Origin of the sequence: Streptomyces cadmiisoli, assembly GCF_003261055.1 — a bacterium.
GTDB classification, from domain to species: Bacteria; Actinomycetota; Actinomycetes; order Streptomycetales; family Streptomycetaceae; genus Streptomyces; species Streptomyces cadmiisoli.
The window spans coordinates 6,589,527-6,603,632 of the sequence record NZ_CP030073.1; the positions used below are offsets into that span (position 1 = coordinate 6,589,527).

Consider the following 14,106-nt stretch of genomic DNA (forward strand, 5'->3'; position numbering starts at 1 on the left):
AGCGGGGCCCGCCGTCCGGCGGGCCCCGCTTCCTCGTACTGTCTCCGTCAGGGCGACGCCGGCGGGTACAGCGACCTCGGCAGTTGCGAGGCCGCCGCCGAGTCCAGCAGCCACAGGGTGCGGGCACGGCCCTGCGCGCCGGCCGCCGGGGCCTGGATCTCACCGGCACCGGACAGCGCGATCGCCGCGGCGTTCGCCTTGTCCTCGCCGGCGGCCAGGAGCCACACCTCACGGGCGGCCCGGATCGCGGGCAGGGTCAGGGTGATCCGGGTCGGCGGCGGCTTGGGCGCGCCGTGCACGCCGACCACCGTGCGCTCCGTCTCCCGCACGGCGGGCAGCTCGGGGAACAGCGACGCCACATGGGTGTCCGGTCCGACGCCCAGCATCAGCACGTCGAACGTGGGGACCGTGCCGTGGTTCTCGGGACCGCTCGCGCGGGCCAGTTCCTCGGCGTACGAGGCGGCCGCCGCCTCCACGTCCGAGCCGTACGGGCCGTCCGACGCGGGCATCGCGTGCACGCGCTTCGGGTCCAGCGGCACGGAGTCGAGCAGGGCCTCGCGGGCCTGGGTGACATTGCGCTCGGGGTCGCCCTCGGGCAGGAAGCGCTCGTCACCCCACCACAGGTCCAGCCGGCCCCAGTCGATCGCGTCGCGGGCGGGCGCGGCGGCCAGCGCGGCCAGCAGTCCGTTGCCGTTGCGGCCGCCCGTGAGGACGACGGACGCGGTGCCGCGCGAGGCCTGGGCGTCCACGATCTTCGTGATCAGCCGGGCCGCGGCGGCCTGCGCCATCAGCTCCTTGTCGTGGTGCACGACGAGTTGGGGAGTGCTCACTTCGCCGCCGCCTTCTTCACCGGTGCCGACCCCGCCGCGTCCTTCGCGGGAGCTTTCGCGGAGCTCCCGGCCGGAACCGGGACCGCGGCAGCTTCTCCTTTGGCCGGAGTCTGCCCGCCCTCGGGCCCGCCGTCGGTGGAGCGCAGCCGGTCCACTCCGTACCGCAGCGCCGAGGCGTAGGTGTCGTCGGGGTCGAGACGGCGCAGTTCCTCCGCGATCAGCTCGGCCGTGTCGCGGCGCTTGAGCGCCACCGCCCGGTCCGGCTGGCCCTGGATGGACAGGGTCGCCAGCGAACCGTCGGCCCGGTCCAGGGCGATCGCGCCGCAGTCGGTGTCCATACGGACCGCGGTCAGACCCGGCCCGGCGGACAGCGTGCGCCGCACGGGGACGGCGAGCCGGTCCGCGAGCCACATCGCCAGCAGCTCGCAGCTCGGGTTGAACTCCTCGCCCTCCACCTCGACGCCCCGGACCTCGCAGACCACCTGGTCGAGCGCCGCGGCCAGCATCGAGCGCCAGGGCGTGATGCGGGTCCACGACAGATCGGTGTCGCCGGGGGTGTAGGTCTTGGCGCGGGCCGCCAGGTCCCGCACCGGCTGCTCGGCCGCGTACGAGTCGGTGACCCGGCGCTGGGCCAGGGCGCCGAGGGGATCCTGCGCCGGGTCCACGGGCGCGTTCACCGGCCACCAGACGACCACGGGGGCGTCGGGCAGCAGCAGCGGCAGCACCACCGACTGGGCGTGGTCCGCCACGTCGCCGTACGTCCGCAGGACGACCGTCTCGCCGGAACCGGCGTCGGCGCCCACCCGTACCTCGGCGTCGAGCCGGGACTTGGTGCGGTCCCGGGGGCTGCGGGAGACCCGCCGGATGACGACCAGGGTGCGCGAGGGGTGCTCGCGCGAGGCGTCGGTGGCGGCCCGCATGGCGTCGTAGGCGTTCTCCTCGTCGGTGACGACGACCAGGGTGAGGACCATGCCGACGGCCGGCGTGCCGATGGCCCGCCGGCCCTGCACGAGCGCCTTGTTGATCTTGCTGGCGGTGGTGTCGGTGAGGTCTATCTTCATGGCCGGCGCCAGCTCCGTCCGTCTCGTTCGAGCATGTCGTCCGCCTCGACGGGGCCCCACGTCCCGGCCGGGTACTGCGCGGGCCTGCCGTGCTGGTCCCAGTACTGCTCGATCGGGTCGAGGATCTCCCAGGACAGCTCGACCTCCTCGGTGCGCGGGAAGAGGTTGGAGTCGCCGAGCAGCACGTCGAGGATGAGTCGCTCGTACGCCTCCGGGCTGGACTCCGTGAAGGACTCGCCGTAGGCGAAGTCCATGGACACGTCCCGGATCTCCATCGAGGTGCCCGGCACCTTGGAGCCGAAGCGGACGGTGACGCCCTCGTCGGGCTGCACCCGGATGACGATCGCGTTCTGGCCCAGTTCCTCGGTGGCCGTCGCGCCGAAGGGGGAGTGCGGGGCACTCTGGAAGACGACCGCGATCTCGGTGACACGGCGGCCGAGCCGCTTGCCGGTACGCAGGTAGAACGGCACGCCCGCCCAGCGGCGGTTGTCGATCCCCAGCTTGATCGCGGCGTAGGTGTCGGTCTTCGACCCGCGGTCGATGCCCTCTTCCTCCAGGTAGCCGATGACCTGCTCGCCGCCCTGCCAGCCGGCCGCGTACTGGGCGCGGACGGTGTTGCGGCCCAGGTCCTTGGGCACCTTCACGGCGCCGAGCACCTTGGTCTTCTCCGCGGCCAGCGCGTCCGCGTCGAAGGAGGCGGGCTCCTCCATCGCGGTCAGCGCGAGCAGCTGGAGCAGGTGGTTCTGGATGACGTCACGGGCGGCCCCGATGCCGTCGTAGTAGCCGGCCCGGCCGCCGATGCCGATGTCCTCGGCCATCGTGATCTGCACATGGTCGACGAAGGACCGGTTCCAGATCGGCTCGAACATCGTGTTGGCGAAGCGCAGCGCCAGGATGTTCTGGACGGTCTCCTTGCCCAGGTAGTGGTCGATGCGGAAGACCTGGTCCGGGGCGAAGACCTCGTGCACGACCTTGTTGAGCTCCTCGGCCGACTTCAGGTCGTGGCCGAAGGGCTTCTCGATGACCGCGCGCCGCCAGGAACCCCCCTTCTGGTCGGCCAGCCCGTGCTTCTTCAGCTGCTGGATGACCACCGGGAAGGAGCGGGGCGGCACGGACAGGTAGAAGGCGAAGTTGCCGCCCGTGCCCTGCGCCTTGTCCAGCTCCTCGATGGTGCCGCGCAGCCGCTCGAAGGCGTCGTCGTCGTCGAAGGTGCCCTGGACGAAGCGCATCCCCTGGATGAGCTGCTGCCAGACCTCCTCGCGGAACGGCGTGCGCGCGTGCTCCTTGACGGCGTCGTGGACCTCCTGCGCGAAGTCCTCGTTCTGCCACTCGCGGCGGGCGAACCCGACCAGCGAGAAGCCCGGCGGCAGCAGACCCCGGTTGGCGAGGTCGTACACCGCGGGCATCAGCTTCTTCCGTGACAAATCGCCCGTGACGCCGAAAATGACCAGGCCCGACGGCCCCGCGATACGCGGGAGCCGTCGGTCTGCGGGGTCACGAAGCGGATTCGCTCCTGTGACGAAGGGGGACAAGGTTTCAGCCCTCCGAGGGGGCGAGACGCTTCAGCTCGGCCTCGGTCGAGGCGAGCAGGTCGTTCCAGGACGCCTCGAACTTCTCGACGCCCTCGTCCTCCAGCAGCTGGACGACGTCGTCGTACTTGATCCCGAGCTTCTCGACCGCGTCCAGGTCGGCACGGGCCTGCTCGTAGGTACCGGTGATGGTGTCGCCGGTGATCCGGCCGTGGTCCTCGGTCGCGACGAGGGTGGCCTCGGGCATGGTGTTCACCGTGTTCGGCGCGACCAGGTCGTCGACGTACATGGTGTCCTTGTACGCCTTGTCCTTCACGCCGGTGGAGGCCCACAGCGCACGCTGCTTGTTGGCGCCCGCGTTCTCCAGCGCGCTCCACCGGTCCGAGGAGAAGACCTCCTCGTACGCCTGGTAGGCGAGCCGCGCGTTGGCGACCGCGGCCCGGCCGCGCGCGGCCTTGGCCTCGGGCGTGCCGAGCGCGTCGATCCGCTTGTCGATCTCGGTGTCCACACGGGACACGAAGAAGGACGCCACCGAGTGGATCAGGGAGACGTCGAGGCCCTTCTCGCGGGCCTTCTCCAGACCCGCCAGGTAGGCGTCCATGACCTCGCGGTAGCGCTCCAGCGAGAAGATCAGCGTGACGTTGACGCTGATGCCGTTGCCGATCACCTCGGTGATCGCCGGCAGGCCCGCCTTGGTCGCGGGGATCTTGATCAGGGTGTTCGGCCGGTCCACCAGCCACGCCAGCTGCTTGGCCTCGGCGACGGTCGCCCGGGTGTTGTGCGCCAGGCGCGGGTCGACCTCGATCGACACCCGCCCGTCCTGGCCGCCCGTGGCCTCGAAGACCGGGTGCAGGATGTCGGCGGCGTCCCGGACGTCCGCCGTGGTGATCATGCGGACCGCCTCTTCGACGGTCACCTTGCGGGCGGCGAGGTCGGCGAGCTGCTGCTCGTAGCCGTCGCCGCTGCTGATCGCCTTCTGGAAGATCGTCGGGTTGGTGGTGACGCCCACGACGTGCTGCTGGTCGATCAGTTCGGCGAGGTTGCCGGACGTGATCCGCTTGCGCGACAGGTCGTCCAGCCAGATCGCGACGCCTTCATCGGAGAGGCGCTTCAGTGCGTCTGTCATGGAAATTGCATCTCCTACGTGTCGTATATCAGCGTCAGCGCCGGGCGGCGGCGATCGATTCCCTCGCCTGGTCGGCCACGTTCTCGGCAGTGAAGCCGAACTCGCGGAAGAGGACCTTGCCGTCGGCGGAAGCACCGAAGTGCTCCAGGGAAACGATGCGGCCGGCGTCCCCGACGTACTTGTGCCAGGTCAGACCGATACCGGCCTCCACCGCGACACGGGCCTTCACGGACGGCGGCAGAACGCTGTCCCGGTACCCCTGGTCCTGCTCCTCGAACCACTCCACGGACGGCATGGACACCACCCGCGTGGGCACACCGTCGGCCTGGAGACGCTCGCGCGCCTCGACCGCCACGTGCACCTCGGAACCGGTCGCGATCAGCACGACCTCGGGCTCCGTGCTCCGCCCGGAGGACCCCTCCGCCTCGAACATCACGTAACCGCCGCGCGCGGCGTCCTCGTTGGGCTCGTAGGTCGGCACGCCCTGGCGGGTCAGCACGAGACCGTGCGGGGCGCCCTTGCCGAACACCTTGGTGTAGCGATCGAGGATCTCGCGCCAGGCGATGGCGGTCTCGTTGGCGTCGGCCGGGCGCACCACGTTCAGGCCCGGGATGGCGCGCAGCGAGGCCAGGTGCTCGACCGGCTGGTGGGTCGGGCCGTCCTCGCCGAGGCCGATGGAGTCGTGCGTCCACACGTACGTCACCGGCAGGTGCATCAGTGCCGACAGCCGCACCGCGTTGCGCATGTAGTCGGAGAACACGAGGAACGTGCCGCCGTAGACGCGGGTGTTGCCGTGCAGGGTGACGCCGTTCATCTCCGCGGCCATGGAGTGCTCGCGGATCCCGAAGTGGACCGTACGGCCGTACGGGTCCGCCTCCGGCAGGGGGTTGTCCGCCGGGAGGAACGACGACGTCTTGTCGATCGTGGTGTTGTTCGAGCCGGCCAGGTCGGCGGAACCGCCCCACAGTTCGGGGATGACCGGGCCGAGCGCCTGGAGCACCTTGCCGGAGGCGGCGCGGGTGGCGACGCCCTTGCCGGGCTCGAAGACCGGGAGCTTCTCCTCCCAGCCGGTGGGCAGCTCGCCCTTGCTGATGCGGTCGAACTCGGCGGCACGCTCCGTGTTGTTGCCGCGCCACTCCTGGAACGACTTCTCCCACTCCGCCTTGGCCGCGCGGCCCCGGTCGAGGGCCTGCCGGGTGTGGCCGAGGACCTCGTCGGAGACCTCGAAGGACTGCTCCGGGTCGAAGCCGAGGACGCGCTTGGTGGCCGCGACCTCCTCGTCGCCGAGCGCCGAGCCGTGGGCGGCCTCGGTGTTCTGCGCGTTCGGGGCGGGCCAGGCGATGATCGAGCGCATCGCGATGAAGGAGGGCCGGTCCGTGACCTGCCGGGCCGCCTCGATCGCGTCGTAGAGCGCGTGCGGGTCCAGGTCGCCGTCCGGCTTGGGGGCCACGCGCTGGACGTGCCAGCCGTAGGCCTCGTACCGCTTGACCGTGTCCTCGGAGACGGCGGTCTCGGTGTCGCCCTCGATCGAGATGTGGTTGTCGTCCCACAGCAGGATCAGATTGCCGAGCTTCTGGTGCCCGGCCAGGGAGGAGGCCTCCGCGGAGATGCCCTCCTGGAGGCAGCCGTCACCGGCGATGCAGTAGATGTAGTGGTCGAAGGGGGACTCGCCCTCGGGCGCGTCCGGGTCGAACAGACCGCGCTCGTAGCGGGACGCCATCGCCATGCCGACCGCGTTGGCGACACCCTGGCCGAGCGGGCCGGTGGTGGTCTCCACACCCTTGGTGTGCCCGTACTCCGGGTGGCCGGGGGTCTTCGAACCCCAGGTCCGGAACGCCTTCAGATCGTCCAGCTCCAGGCCGAAGCCGGCCAGGTACAGCTGGGTGTAGAGGGTCAGGGACGAGTGGCCCGCGGACAGGACGAAACGGTCGCGCGCGACCCACTCGGGGTCGGCGGGGTCGTGCCGCATCACCTTCTGGAAGAGGGTGTAGGCGGCGGGCGCCAGGCTCATCGCCGTACCCGGATGGCCGTTTCCGACCTTCTGTACGGCGTCGGCGGCCAGGACGCGGGCGGTGTCGACGGCCCGCTGGTCCAGTTCGGTCCACTCGAGGTCTGTGGTGGTCGGCTTGGTGCTCACCCTGGGTCAGGGCTCCTCTCCACATGTCGAAGGCCGGTGTCCTGGGCGTACACCGGCTGCCGGTGCACTTCGCGCCCACCGGCCGTTGTCGAGCCTACCCCCGTAGGAACACGCGTTTTTTCGAGTCATTCCAGACTGCCGGGAGTCGAGGCGATCCGCCTCCCGACCGGGCCGTTCCGTATTCGGCAAGTGAATACGGAACCGCTCATCCGACTGCTCAATCGACGCCCTGTCCGCACCTCGGAGCGCGCCGTCCAACACGACCCCACCCCCGCGAAGGTCGCGGTATGGGCAACGTCTACAGTGGCGTGGTACGCGCGAGCCTTTACCGGGACTTCACACGGGGAGGCTTGCTGGGATGTCTCTGTCAGGGGTGTGCGTGACGGCCGTTGAATCCCGTCCAGCGGGGGCGCTCGGGACGAACCGGCGCCAGAGCCACCGGCCGTTCGGGGCCCGTGTGATGGCGTTCGTGGCGCTGACCAAGCCGCGAATCATCGAGCTGCTGCTGATCACCACCGTTCCGGTGATGTTCCTCGCCCAGCAGGGCGTACCGGACCTCGGGCTGGTGCTCATCACCTGCCTGGCCGGTTACCTGTCGGCGGGCGGCGCCAACGCGCTGAACATGTACATCGACCGCGACATCGACGCGCTCATGGACCGCACCGCGCAGCGTCCGCTGGTCACCGGCATGGTCAGCCCGCGGGAGTGCCTGGCCTTCGGCATCGCGCTCGCGATCGCCTCGACCCTGTTGTTCGGCCTCGCCGTCAACTGGCTGTCGGCCTGGCTCGCCCTCGGCGCGCTCCTTTTCTACGTCGTCGTCTACACGATGATCCTCAAGCGCCGTACCGCGCAGAACATCGTGTGGGGCGGTATCGCGGGTTGCATGCCCGTGCTCATCGGCTGGTCGGCCGTGACGAACTCCGTGTCGTGGGCCTCGGTCATCCTCTTCCTGGTCATCTTCTTCTGGACGCCGCCGCACTACTGGCCGCTGTCCATGAAGGTGAAGGAGGACTACGCGCGCGTCGGCGTGCCGATGCTCCCGGTCATCGCCTCGAACAAGGTCGTCGCCCGGCAGATCGTGCTCTACAGCTGGGTGATGGTCGCGGTCTCGCTGCTGCTGACCCCGCTCGGCTACACCGGCTGGTTCTACACGGTGGTGGCGCTGGCGACCGGCGGCTGGTGGCTGTGGGAGGCGCACGCCCTCCAGAGCCGGGCCAAGGCCCAGGTGACGGGCGCGAAGCTCAAGGAGATGCGCCTGTTCCACTGGTCCATCACCTATGTGTCGCTGCTGTTCGTGGCCGTCGCGGTGGACCCCTTCGTGCGGTAGCCGGGCCCTTCCGGCGGCAGGACGGGCGGGGTGCGTGGGCGAGACCACGCACCCCGCCCGTCGCCGTTGGATCTACCCGTCGGTAGCATTCTGGCCATGGCAGACACGCAGCAGGTTGACGCGAAGGCCGAGCGCAAGGCGGCCCGGCTCGCCAAGCAGATCGGCTCCTTCGCCCGCGCCCACGGCGGCGCCGAGGGGAACATCGCTCACCTCGGGCAGCGGGGCGCCCGTATCGTCCTGGTCGGCGAGGACGGCGCCTGGGGCGACCTGGTCGCCCCCACCTGCGCCATCGCCGAGCAGGCGGTGCGGAAGGCCGGCATCACCACCCACGAGTCCTTCGACGGCGAGTTCGCGGCCAAGGTGCGGACGGGCCCCTACGAGTGGAAGCGCATGGCCGGCATCCAGCTCGGCGGCTGAGCAAGGCCGCCCGGACGCAACACCTCATCCCCGGTTCACCCGTTAGGCCCGTAAACGCACGAGCCACGGGAAGCCCGGATGATCGAAACGCCGTCCCTGGTGGACCAGTACTGCCACGGCGTCCTGAGAACAGAGCTGGGCCTCGGCACCTTCGAGGCCCAGCTGTCGCGCACCGAGGGCCCGCCGGCCCCCGGCACCACCCTTTTCGACACGCAGACCGGCTTCGCCGTGCGCAGATGGTGCCCGCCGCTGCTCGGCCTGGAGCCGCACTGCGCGCCCGCCCGCTACCTCGCCCGGCGCCGCGAACTCGGCGTACTGGAGGCGGACCGGCGGCTGCTGCGCGGCAGCGGCATCACCACCTACCTGGTCGACACCGGACTGCCCGGCGACCTCACCGGCCCCGCCGAGATGGCGAGCGCGTCGACCGCCGAGGCACGGGAGATCGTCCGGCTGGAGCTGCTGGCCGAGCAGGTCGCCGACACCTCCGGCACCGTCGAGTCGTTCCTCGCCAACCTCGCCGAGTCGGTGCACGGAGCCGCGGCCGGCGCCGTGGCCTTCACCTCCGTGGCGGGCGTACGGCACGGGCTCGCGCTCGCGCCCGAACCGCCGGGGCCGGGCGAGGTCCGGGGCGCGGCGGGCCGCTGGCTGGCCGGACGCCGGGTGGGCGGGGAACTGAGCGACCCGGTGCTGCTGCGCCATCTGCTGTGGATCGCGGTCGCCTCCGGCCTGCCCCTCCAGCTCCACGCCGGACTCGGGCAACCGGGGCTGCGCATCGACCGGACGGACCCGGTGCTGCTCACCGACTTCGTGCGGGCGACCGCCGGGATGGGCACCGACCTCGTCCTGCTGCACGGCTACCCCTACCACCGCCACGCCGCCCACCTCGCCGGGGTCTTCCCGCACGTCTACGCCGACTCCGGCGCCGCGCTGGTCCGCACGGGAGCGCGGGCCGCCACCGTGCTCGCCGAGATCCTGGAGCTCGCCCCCTTCGGCAAGATCCTCTTCTCCAGCGGCGCCCAGGGGCTGCCCGAACTGCACGTCGTCGGGGCACATCTGTTCCGGGAGGCACTCGGACGGGTGCTCGGCACCTGGGTCTCGGAGGGCGCGTGGTCGCTGGCCGACGCGGAGCGGGTCGCCGGTCTGATCGCGGCGGGGAACGCGCAGCGGGTGTACGGGCTGGAATGACACACGGGGTTCACGGGCCGCGACCGGACGGACAGACTGGGCGGATGCCGACCGACGCCCTGCTCGAACGGTTCCTCACGGAACTGAAGGTGCTCGCCCCCCGTGCCGTGTGGGCACACGGATCGCTGGCCGGCGGTGACTACCAGGAGGGCCGCAGCGACCTCGATCTGATCGCGGTGCTCCCCGGCCCCGTGACGCCCGGCGTGCTCTGGCGGGTGGCGGTGCTGCACAACCGGCTGCGCGCCCAGCCGCTCGCCGGGGGACTGCACTGCTCGTACCTCGCCCCCGCGGCCCTGGACGACCCCCGGCGAGCGCATCCGACATGGGCCCACCGGTGTCTGATGCGCCGGCCGGTCACCCCTGTCACCCGCCGTGAACTGCACACCTTCGGCCGGGTCCTGCACGGGGCACCGCCGGTGGGACTGCTCCCACCGGTGTCCGACCGCGAACTCGGCGACTTCGTCGTGCGCGACCAGCTGGAGTTCTGGCGGCCGGCGGTGCGCAAGGCGCGGCTGTGGACGCAGGACGCCTGGGTCGACGTGGGCCTGACGACCTTCGCCCGCGCCACCGTCACCGTGCGGGAGGGCCGGCTCATCGGCAAGCGGGAGGCACTGGACGTGCTGCCCGGCCTCGGGGCACCGGCCGAGGTGGTCGACGACATCCGGCGCCGGCGGTACGGGGATCCGGCGCCGCCCGCCGAGGAGTGGACCCTGCGGCGCGGCGAGCTGACCCGGGACTACCTGGGGTCGGCCATCGACGCGCTGGTCGCGGCGTACTCCTGAGCCGCCGGGGCCGGCACGTCGGCCGACTCGAGCTCCGGGCGTTCGCGCAGCGACAGCAGCACCCGCAGCACCCCGATCCACACCAGGCACGAGCCGAACATGTGCAGGCCGACCAGTACCTCGGGCAGGTCCGTGAAGTACTGGACGTAGCCGATGACGCCCTGGGCGAGCAGGATCAGGAACAGGTCGCGGGTGCGGTCGAGCGGGGCCTTCGGAGCGGCGACCGCCTTGAGGACGAACCACAGGGCGAAGGTGAGCGTCACCACGATCCACGCCAGCACGGCGTGCAGCTTGCTGACGGTCTCCCAGTCCACCGGCATGCGCGGCACATCGCTGGAGTCGCCCGCGTGCGGGCCCGCGCCGGTGACCACCGTGCCCACCACGATCAGCAGCGCCGTCACCGCGACCATGCACCACACCAGCTGCCGCACGGCCGTTCCGACCAGCTGCCGCGGCGGCGCGTCACCCTCCCTGGAGCGCTGCCACATGACCGCGGCGACCGTGATGAGCGCGGTCGTGGCCATGAAGTGGGCCGCCACCGTGTACGGGTTCAGACCGACGAGCACCACGATGCCGCCGAGCACCGCGTTGCTCATCACGACCCAGAACTGCGCCCAGCCCAGCCGGGTCAGTCCGCGCCGGTAGGGCTTGCGGGAACGCGCGGCGATGATCGCCCAGCCGACGGCCGCGCACAGCACGTACGTCAGCAGGCGGTTGCCGAACTCGATGGCGCCGTGCAGGCCCATCTCCCGGGTCGCGGTGAGCGAGTCGGAGGTGCACTTGGGCCAGGTCGGGCAGCCGAGGCCGGAGCCGGTCAGCCGTACCGCGCCGCCGGTGACCACGATCAGCACCGACATGACGAGCGCGGCGAGGGCCGCCCGCTGAACCGTCCGGGGTGCGGGGGTCCAGCGCGCGGCGATGAAGGCGAGGGGGTTGCGTACGGCGGCTGCCGCTCGGGCGCGGGTCACGTTTGGCACGCCGACCATCGTAGGCGGGTGTTTGTGCACGCTTTCACGAGGGGTCCCGGGCGGGGCCCGTCCGGCTCACTCCCAGCGGAAGAAGCGCCCCGCCGCGGCGAGGCCCGCGACACCCCAGCCGGCCAGCACGGCGACATCGCCCCAGGGCATCCCGGCGCCGTGCTGGAGCACGTCGCGCAGGCCGTCGGAGAGCGCCGTGATCGGCAGCAGCCCCAGCACGCCCTGCGCGGCGTCCGGGAACCTGTCCAGCGGGACGATCACACCGCCGCCGACCAGCAGCAGCAGGAAGACCAGGTTCGCGGCGGCCAGCGTGGCCTCCGCCTTCAGGGTGCCGGCCATCAGCAGACCGAGCCCCGAGAAGGCGGCCGTGCCCACCACCAGCAGCACGAGCACCGCGAGGGGGCTGCCCTGCGGCGACCAGCCGAGCGCGAAGGCGATCACCGTCACCAGGAGCACCTGGAGCACCTCGGTGACCAGCACCGACACCGTCTTCGCGGTCATCAGGCCCCAGCGCGGCAGCGGCGAGGAGGCGAGCCGCTTGAGCACTCCGTAGCGGCGTTCGAAGCCGGTCGCGATGGCCTGGCCGGTGAACGCCGTCGACATCACCGCGAGCGCCAGGATGCCCGGGGCGATGAAGTCGACGGCCTCGTCGGCGCCGGTGTCCACGACGTCGACCGCGCTGAACAGGACCAGCAGCAGCGTCGGGATGATCACCGTCAGCAGCAGCTGCTCGCCGTTGCGCAGCAGCATCCGGGTCTCCAGCGCCGCCTGCGCCGCGATCATGCGGGAGAGCGGGGCGGCGCCCGGCTTCGGCGTGTACGTACCCACGGTGGTCACGAGCGCAGCTCCTTGCCGGTCAGCTCCAGGAAGACGTCCTCCAGGGTGTGCCGCTCCACCGAGATCCGGTCCGGCATCACCCCGTGCTGCGCGCACCACGAGGTCACCGTCGCCAGCAGCTGCGGGTCGACCTTGCCCGCCACCCGGTAGCTGCCCGGCAGCAGCTCGGCGGCCGCGCAGTCCGCCGGGAGGGCCTTGAGCAGCGAGGCGACGTCGAGTCCGGGGCGGCCGGTGAAGCGCAGCGTGTTCTCGGCGCCGCCGCGGCACAGCTCCTCGGGGGAGCCCTGGGCGATGACCTTGCCGTCGTCGATGATCGCGACATCGTCGGCGAGCTGCTCGGCCTCGTCCATGTGGTGGGTGGTGAGGATCACCGAGACGCCGTCCCCGCGCAGGTCCCGCACGAGGTCCCAGGTGGCGCGGCGGGCCTGCGGGTCGAGGCCGGCCGTCGGCTCGTCCAGGAACACCAGTTCCGGGCGTCCGACCACGGCCATCGCCAGCGCGAGCCGCTGCTGCTGGCCGCCGGAGAGCCGGCGGTAGGCGGTCCGGCCGCAGCTGCCGAGACCGAGGCGTTCGATCAGTGCGTCCACGTCCAGCGGATGGGCGTGCAGGCCCGCCACGTGGCGCAGCATCTCCTCCGCGCGGGCACCGGAGTAGACCCCGCCGGACTGGAGCATCACACCGACGCGGGGGCGCAGCTCGCGGGACTGCCGCACCGGGTCGAGTCCCAGCACGCGCACGCTGCCGGAGTCCGGCCTGCGGTACCCCTCGCAGGTCTCGACGGTGGTGGTCTTGCCGGCGCCGTTGGGACCGAGTACGGCGGTGACGCCCGCCCCGGCCACCAGGTCGAGGCCGTTGACCGCGGTCTTGTCGCCGTAGCGCTTCACCAAGGCCTGGACCTGGAGGACGGGCTCACTTCGCATGGGTCCAGAGTCTAGGTAGGCGCCCTGTCCCTCGGACGGCCGGGTTCAGAACTCCTCGTCGCGCGGGCGGTGCACGGGCAGCCAGCGGGTGGCGTACGCCACCGCGTCCGCCAGCGGGAACAGGCGCGCGCCGGCCGCGCCCACCGCGCCCCGTACGACGGGGCGGTCCCGTTCGAAGTCGTGGCCCAGTTCGTCGAACCGGTCGGAGGAGATCGACACCTCGGTGACCACCTCCCAGCCGTCCGGCCCGGGACGGCCCACCGCGACGCGCGGGGCCGGGACGCGGTACTCGGCGAGGTGGAAGGCGGTGCAGGCGTCGTAGTCGGCGCCCAGCAGCAGGACCCGGGCGCCGAGTCGTTCCAGCCGGGCCAGCGGGCTCGCCTCGCCGAGCCGGCAGTCGGGGGCGTGCCCGTCGAGGATCTCGGCCGCGCGCGGGCCGAGCGCCGCGAACGAGGTCTGCGGGTGGGCGCTGCGCAGGGCGCCCGGCCAGGTCCGCACCGTCTCCGGGACGACCCCGACCCCGCGGGTGGGCGTGATGCGCGGGTCGTAGGCGGGCAGGCCGGCGCGGATCGCCTCCCACCACTCCTCGGGCACCGCCGGGCTGCTCCAGACCGCCGGATCGGACAGGTGCCCGGACTGGGCCGGAACCACCAGCGTGCCGTGCGGACCGAGCGCGTCGCACAGCGATCGGACGACTGTTTCGGCGCCGCCGCAGACCCAGCCGAGCGAGCTGAGCGAGGAGTGCACGAGAAGGATCTCGCCGGGGCGGACACCCAGCCCGCTCAGGTCCGCGGCGAGGCTGTCGCGGGTGACAAGAGGGCCGGTCGGAGAGGGTGTGGGCATGGTCCCGGAGTCTTTCGGACGGAGCCCGGCGGGGCCACCGGTTTGATCGATCAAAGATCGTTTGCGCAGGTCAGCTTAGGTATGCCTAAGTGACGCAGCGCACCGGCCGCTGATCCGGACGCCGCTTGTCACGCT

General features: G+C 71.7%; 13 protein-coding genes. 4 read left to right on the forward strand and 9 right to left on the reverse strand.

The genetic code is table 11. The features are described from left to right. Positions 1-47: 47 nt before the first annotated feature. The 5 genes from pgl to tkt are packed head-to-tail and all read right to left on the reverse strand — an operon-like array spanning position 48 to position 6,683. A complete protein-coding gene (pgl, locus tag DN051_RS28855) occupies positions 48-830 on the reverse strand; it encodes a 6-phosphogluconolactonase (RefSeq protein WP_053762323.1) in 783 nt (260 codons plus the stop codon). Continuing rightward, positions 827-1,891, reverse strand: coding sequence for a glucose-6-phosphate dehydrogenase assembly protein OpcA (gene opcA, locus DN051_RS28860; RefSeq protein WP_112439793.1), 1,065 nt, complete (start codon positions 1,889-1,891; stop codon positions 827-829). The genes pgl and opcA overlap by 4 nt, the downstream gene beginning before the upstream one ends. Next, complete coding sequence (zwf, locus tag DN051_RS28865) at positions 1,888-3,423, reverse strand: glucose-6-phosphate dehydrogenase (protein ID WP_053762325.1); 1,536 nt, start codon at positions 3,421-3,423, stop codon at positions 1,888-1,890. The genes opcA and zwf overlap by 4 nt, the downstream gene beginning before the upstream one ends. A gap of 4 nt (positions 3,424-3,427) precedes the next feature. Further along, entirely contained in the window at positions 3,428-4,546 is a 1,119-nt protein-coding gene (gene tal / locus DN051_RS28870) for a transaldolase (protein ID WP_053762326.1), read from the reverse strand. Positions 4,547-4,580: 34 nt separating this feature from the next. Further along, on the reverse strand, positions 4,581-6,683 hold the full coding sequence (tkt, locus tag DN051_RS28875) for a transketolase (RefSeq protein WP_112439794.1): 2,103 nt from the start codon (positions 6,681-6,683) through the stop codon (positions 4,581-4,583). A gap of 373 nt (positions 6,684-7,056) precedes the next feature. Here tkt and DN051_RS28885 point away from each other — a divergent pair, with 373 nt between their 5' ends. From DN051_RS28885 to DN051_RS28900, 4 genes are all read left to right on the forward strand, one after another. After that, positions 7,057-8,010: a heme o synthase gene (locus tag DN051_RS28885; protein ID WP_079001648.1), complete on the forward strand. Its 954-nt coding sequence runs from the start codon at positions 7,057-7,059 to the stop codon at positions 8,008-8,010. A 96-nt stretch (positions 8,011-8,106) separates the two neighbouring features. Beyond that, positions 8,107-8,427 (forward strand): hypothetical protein, encoded by a 321-nt coding sequence (locus DN051_RS28890; protein WP_053762329.1) that lies wholly within the window; start codon positions 8,107-8,109, stop codon positions 8,425-8,427. Positions 8,428-8,505: 78 nt separating this feature from the next. Further along, positions 8,506-9,612 (forward strand): amidohydrolase family protein, encoded by a 1,107-nt coding sequence (locus DN051_RS28895; protein ID WP_112439795.1) that lies wholly within the window; start codon positions 8,506-8,508, stop codon positions 9,610-9,612. A gap of 44 nt (positions 9,613-9,656) precedes the next feature. Further along, a complete protein-coding gene (locus DN051_RS28900; protein WP_112439796.1) occupies positions 9,657-10,394 on the forward strand; it encodes a nucleotidyltransferase domain-containing protein in 738 nt (245 codons plus the stop codon). On the opposite strand, the gene DN051_RS28905 is transcribed toward DN051_RS28900, so the two are convergent. From DN051_RS28905 to DN051_RS28920, 4 genes are read right to left on the reverse strand one after another with little or no spacing between them, the layout of a single operon-like run. Beyond that, the gene (locus tag DN051_RS28905; RefSeq protein ID WP_053762332.1) at positions 10,349-11,380 is read right to left on the reverse strand and encodes a COX15/CtaA family protein; all 1,032 of its coding nucleotides are present in this window, start codon (positions 11,378-11,380) and stop codon (positions 10,349-10,351) included. The two genes, DN051_RS28900 and DN051_RS28905, sit on opposite strands and share 46 nt — an antisense overlap. Positions 11,381-11,437: 57 nt before the next feature. Further along, positions 11,438-12,154, reverse strand: coding sequence for an ABC transporter permease (locus DN051_RS28910; RefSeq protein ID WP_053762358.1), 717 nt, complete (start codon positions 12,152-12,154; stop codon positions 11,438-11,440). Between the two features lie 50 nt (positions 12,155-12,204). Next, positions 12,205-13,128, reverse strand: coding sequence for an ABC transporter ATP-binding protein (locus DN051_RS28915; protein ID WP_053762333.1), 924 nt, complete (start codon positions 13,126-13,128; stop codon positions 12,205-12,207). A gap of 45 nt (positions 13,129-13,173) precedes the next feature. Continuing rightward, a complete protein-coding gene (locus DN051_RS28920) occupies positions 13,174-13,971 on the reverse strand; it encodes an AAC(3) family N-acetyltransferase (RefSeq protein ID WP_112439797.1) in 798 nt (265 codons plus the stop codon). Positions 13,972-14,106 lie beyond the last annotated feature (135 nt).